The sequence below is a fragment of the Pseudomonas sp. GL_139_B genome, from assembly GCF_057834475.1.
The window spans coordinates 1115040-1129395 of sequence record NZ_CM174403.1 but is presented as its reverse complement, the minus strand read 5'-3'; the positions used below and the strand labels follow the sequence as shown (position 1 = coordinate 1129395).

At 58.0% G+C, this 14356-nt stretch carries 12 protein-coding genes and 1 pseudogene; 11 read left to right on the top strand and 2 right to left on the bottom strand.

Annotated elements, in window-relative coordinates:
* Nucleotides 1-232 precede the first annotated feature (232 nt).
* The gene (locus AC3ISI_RS04995; protein WP_489335730.1) at nucleotides 233-1678 is read right to left on the bottom strand and encodes a hypothetical protein; all 1446 of its coding nucleotides are present in this window, start codon (nucleotides 1676-1678) and stop codon (nucleotides 233-235) included.
* 157 nt (nucleotides 1679-1835) lie between these two features.
* Nucleotides 1836-2519, bottom strand: coding sequence for a tellurite resistance TerB family protein (locus AC3ISI_RS04990; protein WP_489335729.1), 684 nt, complete (start codon nucleotides 2517-2519; stop codon nucleotides 1836-1838).
* Nucleotides 2520-2693: 174 nt separating this feature from the next.
* Here AC3ISI_RS04990 and AC3ISI_RS04985 point away from each other — a divergent pair, with 174 nt between their 5' ends.
* The 11 genes and pseudogenes from AC3ISI_RS04985 to AC3ISI_RS04935 all read left to right on the top strand — a co-directional run bounded on the left by AC3ISI_RS04985 (nucleotide 2694) and on the right by AC3ISI_RS04935 (nucleotide 14333).
* Entirely contained in the window at nucleotides 2694-3608 is a 915-nt protein-coding gene (locus AC3ISI_RS04985) for a LysR family transcriptional regulator (RefSeq protein ID WP_489335728.1), read from the top strand.
* A 102-nt stretch (nucleotides 3609-3710) separates the two neighbouring features.
* A complete protein-coding gene (locus AC3ISI_RS04980) occupies nucleotides 3711-5198 on the top strand; it encodes a gamma-aminobutyraldehyde dehydrogenase (RefSeq protein ID WP_489335727.1) in 1488 nt (495 codons plus the stop codon).
* An 82-nt stretch (nucleotides 5199-5280) separates the two neighbouring features.
* Entirely contained in the window at nucleotides 5281-6432 is a 1152-nt protein-coding gene (gene ydcS / locus AC3ISI_RS04975; RefSeq protein WP_489335726.1) for a putative ABC transporter substrate-binding protein YdcS, read from the top strand.
* Nucleotides 6433-6537: 105 nt separating this feature from the next.
* Complete coding sequence (locus AC3ISI_RS04970; protein ID WP_489335725.1) at nucleotides 6538-7575, top strand: ABC transporter ATP-binding protein; 1038 nt, start codon at nucleotides 6538-6540, stop codon at nucleotides 7573-7575.
* 1 nt (nucleotide 7576) lies between these two features.
* Complete coding sequence (locus AC3ISI_RS04965) at nucleotides 7577-8524, top strand: ABC transporter permease (RefSeq protein ID WP_489335724.1); 948 nt, start codon at nucleotides 7577-7579, stop codon at nucleotides 8522-8524.
* Nucleotides 8514-9323 carry an ABC transporter permease gene (locus AC3ISI_RS04960; protein WP_489335723.1) on the top strand — a complete coding sequence of 270 codons (810 nt, stop codon included), beginning with the start codon at nucleotides 8514-8516 and terminating at the stop codon, nucleotides 9321-9323. The genes AC3ISI_RS04965 and AC3ISI_RS04960 overlap by 11 nt, the downstream gene beginning before the upstream one ends.
* A gap of 152 nt (nucleotides 9324-9475) precedes the next feature.
* The gene (locus AC3ISI_RS04955; RefSeq protein ID WP_489335722.1) at nucleotides 9476-10900 is read left to right on the top strand and encodes a gamma-aminobutyraldehyde dehydrogenase; all 1425 of its coding nucleotides are present in this window, start codon (nucleotides 9476-9478) and stop codon (nucleotides 10898-10900) included.
* A 227-nt stretch (nucleotides 10901-11127) separates the two neighbouring features.
* Nucleotides 11128-12612 (top strand): APC family permease, encoded by a 1485-nt coding sequence (locus AC3ISI_RS04950; RefSeq protein ID WP_489335721.1) that lies wholly within the window; start codon nucleotides 11128-11130, stop codon nucleotides 12610-12612.
* Between the two features lie 463 nt (nucleotides 12613-13075).
* A pseudogene (locus tag AC3ISI_RS04945) lies at nucleotides 13076-13581 on the top strand (BRO-N domain-containing protein).
* A gap of 235 nt (nucleotides 13582-13816) precedes the next feature.
* Nucleotides 13817-14065, top strand: a complete 249-nt coding sequence (locus tag AC3ISI_RS04940; RefSeq protein WP_414923805.1) for a CopG family ribbon-helix-helix protein — start codon at nucleotides 13817-13819, stop codon at nucleotides 14063-14065.
* On the top strand, nucleotides 14043-14333 hold the full coding sequence (locus AC3ISI_RS04935) for a type II toxin-antitoxin system RelE/ParE family toxin (protein ID WP_452625085.1): 291 nt from the start codon (nucleotides 14043-14045) through the stop codon (nucleotides 14331-14333). The genes AC3ISI_RS04940 and AC3ISI_RS04935 overlap by 23 nt, the downstream gene beginning before the upstream one ends.
* Nucleotides 14334-14356: the final 23 nt, after the last annotated feature.

Below are 14356 nucleotides of genomic sequence, written 5' to 3'. Positions count from 1 at the left end.
AAACTCGCCAAAATGCGTTGGCGCAACGTCCAATTCTTCACAGTCAGTCCTCGGGGATGGCTCAAATGCTGGGGAGTATAGCCGAGGGTGGTGTTTCATCTATAAGACAGTGTGCTTCGGTTTGCATGCGGCAGGGAAAGCGCCAGGTCAATCAAGTGGGAGCGAGCCTGCTCGCGAAAAACTCTAACGCGGTGTCGCTGACCGCCCCCGACAACATTTGATCTTTACTTCATCACTCCCGCACGACTTCGATTTGATCAATGACAAACTGCCCATTCGTCCTGATTTTTATGGACTGGATACCTTGAAGGACACCAGAGTCAACCTGCATTTCGACGGTGTCCGCCGGCCATGGAACATGTTGGGCATCAATCACTCCGTCCGGACCGTTCATAAACCACACATCAAAATAAGGAATCAACGACGTGTTATTACCACTGGCCACCCAAAATCTGATTGTGCTTGCAGTTCCTTCTATCAACTCCAAAGAGAACGTCATCATCTTGTCAGTGTAAGCGTCATAATTACTGAGTGCATTCCCGCTTACCCACTGACCACCCCAATCTGCATTGGAAATTGCTAGATACTGCTTCGGATCCGTTACTTCCATATCAAGCAGTGTCACCTTGAAGATACCGGCCAACATTATTTGTCCGACTTCTTCGATTTGCGTGGGCTCAGCAGATTCGAAGTCTTCGATAATTTCGGATGGACCTATATCAAGAACTGAAACCGAGTCAGAACCCACATTAGCGGTGTATACCCGCGTCCCCTCAGGGTTGATCGCCACATCGAACGGACTCAACCCAACAGGCAACACCTCAATTCTCTCAAAATTTTCAGCATCAATAACCGATACCGTATCCCCCCCACCATCGGCGACATAGGCAAGATGCCCATCTGGACTGAATACAGCTGCAATCGGGTTGGGTCCAACGCTAACTGTTCCAACTACTGCGTCATCATTGAGACGAATGAATGAAACCGTATCATCATGAAAGTTGCACCCCACCAGAAATTCGCCATCCGAAGAGATGGCAAGGCCAGTAGGGCCTTGACCCACTTTTACCTTCTTGATTAATGCCCAAGTCTGCGTATTGAAAATCAAAACCTCGCCCGGCTCAGTGTTACTGATGTACGCCAACGGCTTAGACGGATTCAATACTATGGAAAATACATCAGGACGACCCTCTAAAGAAATCCTGTCAACCACTTCAAAACTTTCCGCATCAACAATCGTAATTTCCGGATCTCCGTAAGAGCAGAAATAAACGTATTTTCCATCCGGACTAAAAGGCGTATTCACCAAGGTTGAAACGCCCTCAATGACGGCCCTGACTTCAAGGCTACTGCAATCGATAACCGAAGCCGCGTTGCCATGACAAACAACAACATCACGACCATTTGGACTAGCGCTGGCACCTCTCGGGCCAGCACCAACTTCAATAGTCTTGATTGGCCTTGCCGACTTGACATCAATGACTGTGACCGAGCTCTCTCGGTTATTCAGGACAAAAGCAAGGTTACCTTCAAGACTGAAGACGACAGTGACCGGCCCGGCGCCCACCGGGATTTCAGCGCCTGTGTTGTTGATTCCAAGCGGTGACAGTTTTTGCGCAATAGCGCGGGGATCAGTCAACCTGTCTTTGCTGTTATTGGTTGATGGTTTCGTTGTCATGCTGATGGCTCCTGTCAGTAATAGACAGAGCCATTGGATGCTTGAGAAGCGGGACTGACTACTGTCAGATCTGACAGTACACACCTCATTCTGATAAGTGGTGACATCAACTATTAGCCAGTACACCGCTCCCACATTAGATTTGCTCTGGATAGGCCTACATAGAAGCCTGATGCACCTGCTTCTCCAGCTCTGCCTTCAACCCCGGCTCCAGCCTCAACTGCCGCGCCAGCTCATCAAGGTAGGACTTCTCCATAAAGTTCTGCTCATCCACCAGCATCACACTGGCGATGTACATCTCGGCGGCCATTTCCGGCGTGCTGGCAGCACGGGCAACTTCCGTCGGGTCAAGTGGCTTGTTGAGTTCGGTATGTAGCCAGTGCTGCAACGCCTGATCGTTGTCGAGCTTGATGAACTCACCTTCGATCAACGAACGCTCACGCTCATCAATGTGGCCATCGGCTTTTGCCGCCGCGATCAACGCTTTGAGAATGGCCTGGCTGTGCAGTTCGACTTGCGCCGGGGGCAAGCGGTCGAGGGTTTGCGGCTCAGTGCTCGGGATGGCGCTCTGCTGAGTCTGCCAGTTGCCATAGGCTTTGTAGGCAACCACTCCCAATGCCGCGAGGCCGCCGTAAATGGCGACTTTGCCGCCGACCTTCCGGGCTTTTTTGCTACCGAGCAACAGGCCCATGGCGCCCGCCGCCAACGCACCGCCGCTCGCGCCCGAGAGCAAACCACCCAAGCCACTGCTGGACGCCTTGTTCTGATGACCACCGGCTTTGTTCTTCAACAGATCCTGACCGGACTTTAGCAGTTGATCGAGCAAACCACGGGTATTCATTTTGCCACCTCCACCAAGGGTTAACCGGCCACCAGCCTAGATCGAAAGTGCCCGGCTTCTCCCTGAGAGAGTGCTTCCAGATGTTGCTCATGTCTTGCAACGCCCAGGAGCCCATCGATTAAAACGATATACACTCAAGCGAATCTATAAAAACCGCCCACCGGGTACTTTCCCATGATGACCCTGCGTCAGATTCGTCATTTCATCGCCGTGGCCGAGACCGGCTCGATTTCCGCCGCGGCGCAAACCGCGTTTATTTCTCAATCGACACTGACCCTGGCCATCCAGCAACTGGAGCAGGAAATCGGCGTCGGCCTGTTCAATCGTCACGCCAAGGGCATGACGTTGACCCACCAGGGTCATCAATTCCTGCGCCAGGCGCACCTGATCCTGGCCACTGTGGATAACGCCAAACGCAGCCTGCAACAGAGCACCGACCAGGTGGCCGGCCAGTTGATCATCGGCGTGACCAGCCTGGTCGCTGGTTACTACCTGGCGGATTTACTCACCCGCTTTCAGCGCGCTTACCCCAATGTCGAGATCCGGGTGATGGAGGATGAGCGGCCGTACATCGAGCATTTGCTGGTCAGTGGCGAGATCGATGTCGGCGTGCTGATCCTGTCCAACCTCGAAGACCGTCATGCCTTGCAAACCGAAGTCCTGACGCATTCGCCCCACCGTTTATGGCTTCCGGCACAGCATCCATTGCTGGAACACGACAGCATCAACCTCGCCGACGTGGCGCGAGAACCGCTGATTCAATTGAACGTCGACGAAATGGACCGCAACGCTCAGCGCATGTGGTCTGCGGCGTCCCTGCAGCCGCGCATCACCCTCAGAACGGCTTCAACGGAGGCGGTGCGAAGCCTGGTGGCCGCCGGTTTGGGTGTGTCGATCCAGCCCGACATGACCTATCGCCCGTGGTCACTGGAGGGCGACATTATTGAAGCGCGGGCGATTGCCGACCTGAGCCAGACCCTCGACGTCGGCCTGGCCTGGCGCCGCGGCACCGCGCGCCCGGCGCTGGTGGACCCGTTCCTGACCGTCGCCCGCGAGCAACCCCACGGCGGGCGCAAGCCATCTATTTAATCGAACGCCACCTTCAGTATTTAGAATTTGTCGACCTCGGGTCCGCGCACTAGTCTTGATGCATCTATATAAGACGGCCGGGCCCCAGTCACAGGGAGCAGCATGGCCACACAAGAAAAGAGAACCCGCAAAATGGCTGGCGCGCAGACCCCGTTGTTTACCGCGTTGTTGATCGATGGCGAATTGGTCGCAGGCCAGGGTTTTGTCGAACCGATCCTCAACCCCGCCACCGGGGAAGTGCTGACGCACATTGCCGAAGCGAGCACTGAGCAAGTCGAAGCCGCCATCCTCGCCGCCCACCGCGCCTTCGCCGGTTGGTCTCGGACGACGCCGCAGCAACGTTCAAACCTGCTGCTGGACATCGCCAACGCCATCGAAAAACAAGCCGACCTCCTCGCCCGCCTCGAATCGCTGAATTGCGGCAAGCCGTTGCACCAGGCCCGCCAGGACGATTTGAGCGCGACGGTCGATGTGTTCCGCTTCTTTGCCGGCGCCGTGCGGTGCCAGACCGGACAACTCAGCGGCGAGTACCTGCCGGGCTACACCAGCATGGTGCGTCGCGATCCTATCGGGGTTGTCGCGTCCATCGCGCCGTGGAATTACCCGATCATGATGGCCGCGTGGAAAATCGCCCCGGCCCTCGCCGCCGGCAACACGCTGGTGTTCAAGCCGTCCGAACATACCCCGCTGTCGATCCTGGCTCTGGCGCCTGCGCTGGCAGAGATTTTGCCGCGCGGCGTAATCAATATTGTTTGCGGCGGCGGTGAAGGCGTTGGCAGCCATTTGGTCAGTCATTCTAAAGTGCGCATGGTGTCGTTGACCGGCGATATCGTCACCGGGCAAAAAATCCTCCAGGCCGCGGCCAAGACATTGAAACGCACCCACCTCGAACTCGGCGGCAAAGCGCCAGTGATCGTCTGCAACGATGCGGACATTCAAGCGGTGGTCGAAGGTGTACGCACCTATGGTTATTACAACGCCGGTCAGGATTGCACCGCCGCGTGCCGGATTTATGCACAGGCCGGGATTCATGACCGTCTGGTGGCCGAACTCGGCGCGGCGGTCAGCAGCCTGCGCTTCGCTGGCAAACGCGATGCCGACAATGAAATCGGGCCGCTGATCAGCACTCGCCAGCGCGACCGCGTGGCCAGTTTCGTCGAACGCGCCCTCGGTCAACCGCACATCGAACGCGTGACCGGTGCAGCGGTGCACTCCGGCGCCGGCTTCTATTACCAACCGACGTTGCTGGCCGGTTGCAAGCAGAGCGATGAGATCGTCCAGCGCGAAGTGTTCGGGCCGGTGGTCACCGTGACCCGTTTCGATGGACTCGAACAAGCGGTGGACTGGGCCAACGATTCGGAATACGGCCTCGCCTCATCGGTCTGGACCCAGAACCTCGACAAGGCGATGCAGGTCGCGGCTCGCTTGCAGTACGGCTGCACCTGGATCAACAGCCATTTCATGCTGGTCAGCGAAATGCCCCATGGCGGCCTGAAGCGTTCGGGCTACGGCAAAGACTTATCCAGCGATTCGCTCCAAGACTACAGCGTGGTGCGCCACATCATGGCGCGCCACGGCGAGCATCTCTGACTACGCTAATAACAAGCCGCTAACGGCATGCTTCACCACGTTCACAACTGCCCCGACCATAATTAAAGAAGAGGGAATTCCCATGTTCGTGCACAAGACCGCACTGCTCAGTGCAATCACTACCGCGCTGCTGGCGAGTGCCAGTGTCCAGGCCGCCGAACCGCTGAAAGCGGTCGGTGCTGGCGAAGGTCAGTTGGATATCGTGGCCTGGCCGGGTTACATCGAACGTGGCGAAAGCGACAAGGCCTACGACTGGGTAACCGGTTTCGAGAAGGAAACCGGCTGCAAGGTCAATGTGAAAACTGCCGCCACCTCCGATGAAATGGTCAGCCTGATGGCCAAGGGCGGTTACGACCTGGTGACCGCGTCGGGCGATGCCTCGTTGCGGTTGATTGGCGGCAAGCGTGTGCAGCCGATCAACACGGCGTTGATCCCGAACTGGAAGAACATTGACCCTCGTCTCAAAGACGGGCCTTGGTACGTCGTCAATAAACAAACCTACGGCACCCCGTATCAGTGGGGCCCGAACGTGTTGATGTACAACACCAATGTGTTCAAGACTGCGCCAACCAGTTGGGGCGTGGTGTTCAATGCGGAAAACCTGCCGGACGGCAAGCCGAACAAGGGACGCGTGCAGGCGTATGACGGCCCGATCTACATCGCCGACGCCGCGCTGTACCTGAAAACCGCCAAGCCGGAATTGGGTATCCAGAACCCGTACGAACTGACCGAAGCCCAGTACAAAGCCGTACTTGATCTGCTGCGAGCCCAACAGCCGCTGATCCACCGTTACTGGCATGACACCACCGTGCAGATGAGCGACTTCAAAAATGAAGGCGTGGTCGCGTCCGGCGCCTGGCCGTATCAGGTCAACGGCCTGATGAACGAGAAGCAGCCGATCGCTTCGACCATTCCGAAAGAAGGTGCCACCGGTTGGGCCGACACCACCATGATGCACGCCGAGGCCAAGCACCCGAACTGCGCCTACAAGTGGATGGACTGGTCGCTGCAACCGAAAGTCCAGGGTGATGTGGCGGCCTGGTTTGGTTCGTTGCCAGCAGTGCCGGCAGCATGCACCGGCAGCGAACTGCTCGGCGCTGAAGGCTGCAAAACCAACGGTTTCGACCAGTTCGAGAAGATCGCCTTCTGGAAAACTCCGCAAGCCGAAGGCGGCAAGTTCGTGCCGTACAGCCGCTGGACCCAGGATTACATCGCGATTATGGGCGGCCGTTAAGCCCTCATCGCGAGCAGGCTCACTCCCACATGTAATCGCATTCCAATGTGGGAGCGAGCCTGCTCGCGATGTTTTTAAAGATTCAGATTTCCGGAGCACCGCACCATGACGCTTGCAGTCCAGTTCACCAACGTTTCCCGTCTGTTCGGCGAAGTGAAAGCCGTAGACCGGGTTTCCATCGACATCCAGGACGGCGAGTTTTTCTCCATGCTGGGCCCTTCCGGCTCGGGCAAAACCACCTGTTTGCGCCTGATCGCCGGTTTTGAACAACCGAGCGCAGGCTCGATCCGCATTCATGGCGAAGAAGCCGCCGGGCTGCCGCCGTATGAGCGTGACGTCAACACCGTGTTTCAGGATTACGCGTTGTTCCCGCACATGAACGTCCTCGACAATGTCGCCTACGGTTTGAAAGTCAAAGGCGTCGGCAAGGCCGAACGCCAGAAACGCGCTGAAGAAGCCCTCGACATGGTCGCCCTCGGCGGTTATGGCGAGCGCAAACCGGTGCAACTGTCCGGCGGTCAGCGCCAGCGTGTGGCCTTGGCCCGCGCCTTGGTCAATCGCCCGCGTGTGCTGCTGCTCGACGAACCCTTGGGCGCCCTCGACTTGAAGCTGCGCGAGCAAATGCAAAGCGAGCTGAAGAAGCTGCAACGTCAGCTCGGCATCACCTTCATCTTCGTCACCCACGACCAGACCGAAGCGCTGTCGATGTCTGACCGCGTGGCCGTGTTCAACAAGGGGCGCATCGAGCAGGTCGACACCCCGCGCAATCTCTACATGAAACCGGCAACGACCTTTGTCGCCGAATTCGTCGGCACCTCGAATGTGATTCGCGGCGACCTGGCGAAGCAGTTGAGTGGCAACCCACAGCCGTTTTCGATTCGCCCGGAACACGTGCGATTTGCCGAAGGCCCGTTGGCCAGCCACGAGATCGAAGTCAGCGGCTTACTGCACGACATCCAGTACCAGGGCAGCGCCACGCGTTATGAATTGAAGCTGGAAAACGGCCAGACCCTGAACATCAGCCAGGCCAACAATCAATGGCTGGACATCAGCGCCCAGCATCAGACCGGGCAACGCATCAGCGCTCGCTGGGCACGGGAAGCGATGATCCCGCTGCACGACACCGTTGCCGGCGGGGTGTGAGATGAACACCGTGGCTATCCCCCAAACCCCGGCCAGCGGTTCGCCGTTGCGCAGGTTTTCCAACCTGCTGTATCGCCGGCCGAATTTTTACCTTTCGCTGCTGCTGGTGCCGCCGCTGCTGTGGTTCGGCGCGATCTATCTCGGCTCGTTGCTGGTGCTGTTGTGGCAAGGCTTCTACACCTTCGATGACTTCACCATGGCGGTCACCCCTGACCTGACCCTGGCGAACTTTGCGGCCCTGTTCCAGCCGTCAAACTTCGACATCATCCTGCGCACGCTGAGCATGGCCGTCGTCGTCTCGATTGCCAGCGCCATCGTCGCGTTCCCGATTGCCTACTACATGGCGCGCTACACCACCGGCAAGACCAAGGCGTTTTTCTACATCGCGGTGATGATGCCGATGTGGGCCAGTTACATCGTCAAGGCGTATGCCTGGACTTTGCTGCTGGCCAAGGGCGGCGTCGCGCAGTGGTTTGTTCAACACCTGGGACTGGAGCCGGTATTGCAGTTTGTGCTGGGCATTCCGGGCGTGGGCGGCAGCACCTTGTCGACTTCGCATCTGGGCCGCTTCATGGTGTTCGTCTACATCTGGCTGCCGTTCATGATCCTGCCGATCCAGGCGTCGCTGGAACGTCTGCCTCCGTCCCTGTTGCAAGCCTCGGCCGACCTGGGCGCCAAGCCGCATCAGACCTTTATGCAAGTGATTCTGCCGCTATCGATTCCGGGCATTGCCGCCGGTTCGATCTTCACCTTCTCGCTGACCTTGGGCGACTTCATCGTGCCGCAACTGGTCGGCCCACCCGGCTACTTTGTCGGCAGCATGGTGTACGCCCAGCAAGGCGCGATCGGCAACATGCCGATGGCCGCGGCCTTCACGCTGGTGCCGATTGTCCTGATCGCCATTTACCTGTCCATCGTCAAACGACTGGGGGCCTTCGATGCACTCTGACAAAGCCTCTTTGGGCCTGAAAATCGCAGCCTGGGGCGGCTTGGTGTTCCTGCACTTTCCGATCCTGATCATCTTCATGTACGCCTTCAATACCGAAGACGCGGCATTCAGCTTTCCACCCAAGGGTTTCACCCTGAAGTGGATCGGCGTGGCGTTCTCACGGCCAGACGTGCTGGAAGCGATCAAGCTCTCGCTGCAGATTGCCTCCATCGCGACCTTGATTGCCATGGTGCTTGGCACACTCGCCTCGGCGGCGCTATACCGTCGGGACTTCTTCGGCAAGCAAGGCATTTCGCTGATGCTGATCCTGCCGATTGCCTTGCCGGGGATCATCACCGGGATCGCGTTGCTGGCGACCTTCAAGACATTAGGGATCGAGCCGGGGATGTTCACCATCATCGTCGGCCACGCGACCTTCTGCGTAGTGATCGTCTACAACAATGTCATCGCCCGTTTGCGCCGCACTTCGCACAGTTTGATCGAAGCTTCGATGGACCTTGGCGCCGATGGCTGGCAGACCTTCCGCTATATCGTCCTGCCGAACCTCGGCTCGGCGTTGCTGGCCGGCGGCATGCTCGCGTTTGCCCTGTCGTTCGACGAAATCATCGTCACTACCTTCACTGCCGGCCATGAACGCACCCTGCCGCTGTGGTTGCTCAACCAGCTCAGTCGCCCACGGGACGTACCGGTCACCAACGTTGTCGCGATGCTGGTGATGATGGTGACCATGCTGCCGATCCTTGGCGCTTATTACCTGACCCGGGGTGGTGAGAGTGTGGCGGGCAGCGGCGGGAAATAACTGAATAACTGGAGGAACACGACCCCTCTGTAGGAGCGAGGCTTGCCCGCGAAGCTTTTAGCGCTCATGAGGACGCCTTCGCGGGCAAGCCTCGCTCCTACAGGGGTCCCGGTTTCGACAGAACAATAAAAGCTGCAATGAGGACAAATGCCATGCAAACCAAACTCTTGATCAACGGCCAACTGATTGACGGCGAAGGCCCCGCCCAACCTGTGTTCAACCCGGCCGTCGGTCGCGTGTTGGTGGAAATCAACGAAGCCAGCGAAGCCCAGGTCGATGCCGCCGTGCGTGCCGCCGACAGTGCCTTTGAAGGCTGGTCGCAAACCCCGCCGAAAGAACGCTCGCTGCTGCTGCTCAAACTCGCCGACGCCATCGAAGCCCATGGCGAAGAGCTGGCCAAACTGGAGTCGGACAACTGCGGCAAACCTTACAGCGCCGCGCTGAACGACGAGATCCCGGCGATTGCCGACGTGTTCCGTTTCTTCGCTGGCGCCAGCCGTTGCATGAGCGGTTCGGCCGGTGGCGAGTACCTGCCGGGCCACACCTCGATGATCCGCCGCGATCCAGTCGGTGTGATTGCCTCCATCGCGCCGTGGAACTACCCGCTGATGATGGTCGCCTGGAAAATCGCCCCGGCCCTAGCCGCTGGTAATACCGTGGTGCTCAAGCCGTCGGAACAAACCCCGCTGACCGCCCTGCGTCTGGTAGAACTGGCGTCTGAAATCTTCCCGGCCGGCGTGCTCAATCTGGTATTTGGCCGTGGTCCTAGCGTCGGCAGCCCGTTGGTGACGCACCCGAAAGTACGCATGGTGTCGCTGACCGGCTCGATTGCCACCGGCTCGAACATCATTTCCAGCACCGCCGACAGCGTCAAACGCATGCACATGGAACTGGGAGGCAAGGCCCCGGTAATCATCTTCGACGACGCCGACATCGACGCCGCCGTGGAAGGCATCCGCACCTTCGGTTTCTACAACGCCGGCCAGGATTGCACCGCCGCATGCCGCATCTATGCGCAGGCCGGCATCTACGAAAAATTCGTCGAGAAACTCGGCGAGGCGGTCAGCAGTATCAAGTACGGCGTGCAGGATGATCCGTCGACCGAACTGGGGCCGCTAATCACCGCGCAACATCGCGACCGTGTGGCCGGTTTTGTCGAGCGCGCCATCGCGCAACCGCACATTCGCTTGATCACCGGTGGCAAGGCCGTGGACGGCAAGGGTTACTTCTTTGAGCCGACCGTATTGGCCGACGCTCAGCAAGATGACGAAATCGTTCGCCGCGAAGTGTTCGGGCCGGTGGTTTCCGTCACGAAATTCACCGATGAAGCGCAGGTGCTGGGCTGGGCCAACGATTCGGACTACGGCCTGGCGTCGTCGGTCTGGACCGCCGATGTCGGTCGCGCGCATCGGATGTCTGCTCGTTTGCAGTACGGCTGCACGTGGGTGAATACGCACTTCATGCTGGTCAGTGAAATGCCGCATGGCGGTCAGAAACTGTCCGGCTATGGGAAGGACATGTCGATGTACGGGCTGGAGGATTACACCGTCGTCCGGCATGTGATGTTCAAGCACTAAAAGCTTCGCGAGCAGGCTCGCTCCCACAGTTGAATGCATTCCCCCTGTGGGAGCGAGCCTGCTCGCGAAGGCGCCACCTCGGTTTCAAGGCAGAAACCGGCACTTAGCACCACCCAGGCTCCACCCCAAAGAAGCCAAAACAATAACCACCGATCCGGGCAGCGCCTCACGGCCCCGCCACGGTTTCGGACATCCGAAATCTGCCGATTTTCCGGAGCTGACACACTATGAGTACAACACCCGAACTCGCTGCAGCCGTCGCCGACAGCGACACCGAGCAGTTACGCAAGCTGGGCTACACGTCAAACTTCAATCGCAGCATGAGCCTGTGGGAAAACTTCGCCCTGGGCTTCACCTATCTCTCCCCGGTCGTAGGGGTTTATACCCTCTTCGGCCTGTGCCTCGCTGCTGGCGGCCCCCCCATGTTCTGGGCCTATTTGCTGGTCGGATGCGGCCAGTTGCTGGTGTGCCTGATCTTCGGTGAAGTCGTTTCGCAGTTCCCGATTTCCGGTGGCGTCTACCCGTGGGCCCGCCGTTTAGTGGGCAAGCGCTGGGCGTGGATGGTCGGCTGGATCTACTCCATCGCCCTGTGCGTCACCATCGCCGCCGTTGCCGTCGGTGCCGGTCCGTACCTGGCGGCCATGATGGGCTTCGAACCGAGCAACAACACCAACATCATCATCGCCCTGTTCCTCACGCTGTTCGCCACCCTAGTCAACCTCAGTGGCACCAAGGTGCTGGCACGCATTGCCATGTTCGGTTTCCTGTGTGAACTGGTCGGCGCGGTGATCGTCGGCGTTTACCTGCTGGTCTTCGAGCGTCATCAACCGCTCAGCGTGTTGTTCAACACCTTCGACATCAGCGTCGACGGCTCGTACTTGCCAGCCTTCCTCACCGCTTCGCTGGCGGGGATGTTCCTGTACTACGGCTTCGAAGCCTGCGGCGATGTGGCCGAAGAAACCCCGAACCCGAGCAAGAAAATCCCGGTGGCCATGCGCATGACCATCTACATCGGCGGCATCGCAGCGATGTTCGCTTGCCTGGCACTGATCCTCGCTGTGCCGGACATGCAAGCTGTCATCAACGGCACCGACAAGGACCCGGTTACCACCATCCTCAACAACGCCTTCGGCCCGGTCGGTTCGAAAGTGGTGATGGGCGTGGTAATGATTTCCTTCATCTCTTGCGTCATCAGCCTGCAAGCGGCAGCGAGCCGTCTGCTGTATTCCTATGCTCGGGATGAAATGGTCATCGGCAGCTCACTGCTGAAGAAGATTTCTCCTACGACTCAGGTTCCAGTCGCGGCACTGTTCGTCTCCGGCGTCCTGCCGGCTCTGATCATCATCCTCGGGTTCTTCTTGCAGGATGCCGTGGCAACTATCGTCAGCTTCGCCGCTATCGGCATCTACCTGGCCTTCCAGATGATCGTGCTCGGGGCTCTCTACGCCCGCATGAAAGGCTGGAAACCAAGTGGCAAATTCACCCTCGGGGCGTGGGGCTGGCTGGTGAACATCGGCGCGCTGGTGTACGGCGTCGGCGCCATCATCAACATGGCCTGGCCACGCACGCCCGATGCGGCGTGGTACATCAACTACGCCATGGTGCTGAGCACGGCGATCGTGATTGGCCTGGGGTTGTTGTACATGTGGATTGCCAAGCCGTATGACCATGGCATGGCGCCTGCGGGGGATGCTTGGAAGGTTAGTCATTAATTGAGTTCGCCCCGGTGCCGGTGACGCGGTATCGGGGCGAGTTGTTCATGGCTTAAAGCAGAAAACCTATAGGAAAAGCGATGGGTTCGAAGCGACTTCACTGCACTTCATGCAGAAACAGGAAAGTCCTACAGATTGACCCTTCCAGCAAAGACACCAATTCCTACAACTCGCGTCGCCAGAGTAGACTTGGCGCCGCGAGCACTTGAACGATAGGCTTTCCCTCGTCGCTGCCAAATCAGCGACCCGGGGTCGAAGCCGGAACAAATCAAAACGGTGCTTGCGCGCCCCCATAAAACTTAGGCTGTTCAAGCCTTGGTTTGCTATATGGCGGGCCGTGTGGCGCGGGCCTTCCGGCTTCCGTTTTGATTGGAAGTGTCCCGACTTCGAACGCCATTCGGTTCGCCACCCAACCTGTCGAAGGGTTGCTGACGACTTTCCTAATCAAAACGGAATTCACGTCATGTCAGAGCACGCTCAAAACTCGTTCCTTCCTTATTTCACACCATCCATCCCCCGCCACAACCGGTTCCTCCACGCCATCATCCAAGCAAACCAGGCCTGGTTCTGCGCTCAGGACCTGGGACGTTTGATGGGCCGCCCGCTGGACCAAAGACTCACCCAAAAACTCGATCCCGATCAGCGCCGATATATATCCGGCTGCTGAAAAACGGCAAACCGGTCGAATCACTCACGGTCAGCGAGTCCGGAATGTACGCTCTGCTGGTTCACCATTTCGTCCCGGAAAACCGCAACCTGCGCCAATGGCTTAGTAACGAAGTCATTCCTACGCTACGAGACACGAACGCGCCATCAGTGGAAAGCATTCCGAGCCTGAGTTCGTTGCAATGGGGTGGGCTCTCGGTGCCGCTGCTGCACTGGCAACATTCGGCGTGGATTAAATGGCGGGACATGCCGGATCTGGTGCAGGCACAGCGACCGTTCCCGATCATGGGTACCTGCAGCTAAAGGCAGGATGAATCGGAGGGGATGCTTGGAAGGTTAGTCGGTCAACGGGTTTGCCCCGGTGCCACCAATGGCAGCGGGGCACTCATTGCATTTCGAAATACATCCCCTTCTCCCGTTCTTCTTTCGCCCGCTAAGGTTTCTTCAAACCAATGCAAGGCGATCGGTTGACGAACAAGCCCGTAAGACCTAGGGTGTTTACGTCGTTTACAACGTATACATTTCTAGGAGAGCCGCCATGGCCTCGCCCGTTTTGTCTTTTCGAGTTGAAGAAACCCTCGCCCAACAGCTTGATAGTCTGGCAGCGGCCACCGATCGAGATCGTCAGTACCATCTCAAGCGTGCATTGGTTCGATATGTAGAAGCCGAGTCATGGCATCTGCAAGCCATAAGCGACGGCATAAAAGACGCCGACGCAGGAAAACTCACCGATCTGGATGCCGTAAAGGCTAAGTGGGCAAAACGTGCCGAGCGTAGTACTGACTGAAAAAGCGGAAAGTGACCTCGATTCTATTCATGAGTATTACCAAGGCGCCCTTGGTGCTGATGCCGCATTGGAGGTCATAGCGATTTTTCTGCAATCCTTCAACCAACTGGAGCAGTTTCCAGGGTCGGGAAGGCCTTCAGTAGTACCGGATGTACGTGAATTGGTATTCGGTCGTTATCCATTCATTGCTCCCTATCGATTGATGCATGGCCAGATACAGGTACTGCGTGTTCTGCACCAGCGGGCAGAGCGATCGCAAAATTGGTAATCAGCGACATTCAGCCGCAACAC

Bases quoted from the DNA above. Each gene is read 5' to 3' on its own strand.
- AC3ISI_RS04995 (WP_489335730.1), bottom strand. From the start codon at position 1,678: ATGACAACGAAACCATCAACCAATAACAGCAAAGACAGGTTGACTGAT.
- AC3ISI_RS04990 (WP_489335729.1), bottom strand. From the start codon at position 2,519: ATGAATACCCGTGGTTTGCTCGATCAACTGCTAAAGTCCGGTCAGGAT.
- AC3ISI_RS04985 (WP_489335728.1), top strand. From the start codon at position 2,694: ATGATGACCCTGCGTCAGATTCGTCATTTCATCGCCGTGGCCGAGACC.
- AC3ISI_RS04980 (WP_489335727.1), top strand. From the start codon at position 3,711: ATGGCCACACAAGAAAAGAGAACCCGCAAAATGGCTGGCGCGCAGACC.
- ydcS (WP_489335726.1), top strand. From the start codon at position 5,281: ATGTTCGTGCACAAGACCGCACTGCTCAGTGCAATCACTACCGCGCTG.
- AC3ISI_RS04970 (WP_489335725.1), top strand. From the start codon at position 6,538: ATGACGCTTGCAGTCCAGTTCACCAACGTTTCCCGTCTGTTCGGCGAA.
- AC3ISI_RS04965 (WP_489335724.1), top strand. From the start codon at position 7,577: ATGAACACCGTGGCTATCCCCCAAACCCCGGCCAGCGGTTCGCCGTTG.
- AC3ISI_RS04960 (WP_489335723.1), top strand. From the start codon at position 8,514: ATGCACTCTGACAAAGCCTCTTTGGGCCTGAAAATCGCAGCCTGGGGC.
- AC3ISI_RS04955 (WP_489335722.1), top strand. From the start codon at position 9,476: ATGCAAACCAAACTCTTGATCAACGGCCAACTGATTGACGGCGAAGGC.
- AC3ISI_RS04950 (WP_489335721.1), top strand. From the start codon at position 11,128: ATGAGTACAACACCCGAACTCGCTGCAGCCGTCGCCGACAGCGACACC.
- AC3ISI_RS04940 (WP_414923805.1), top strand. From the start codon at position 13,817: ATGGCCTCGCCCGTTTTGTCTTTTCGAGTTGAAGAAACCCTCGCCCAA.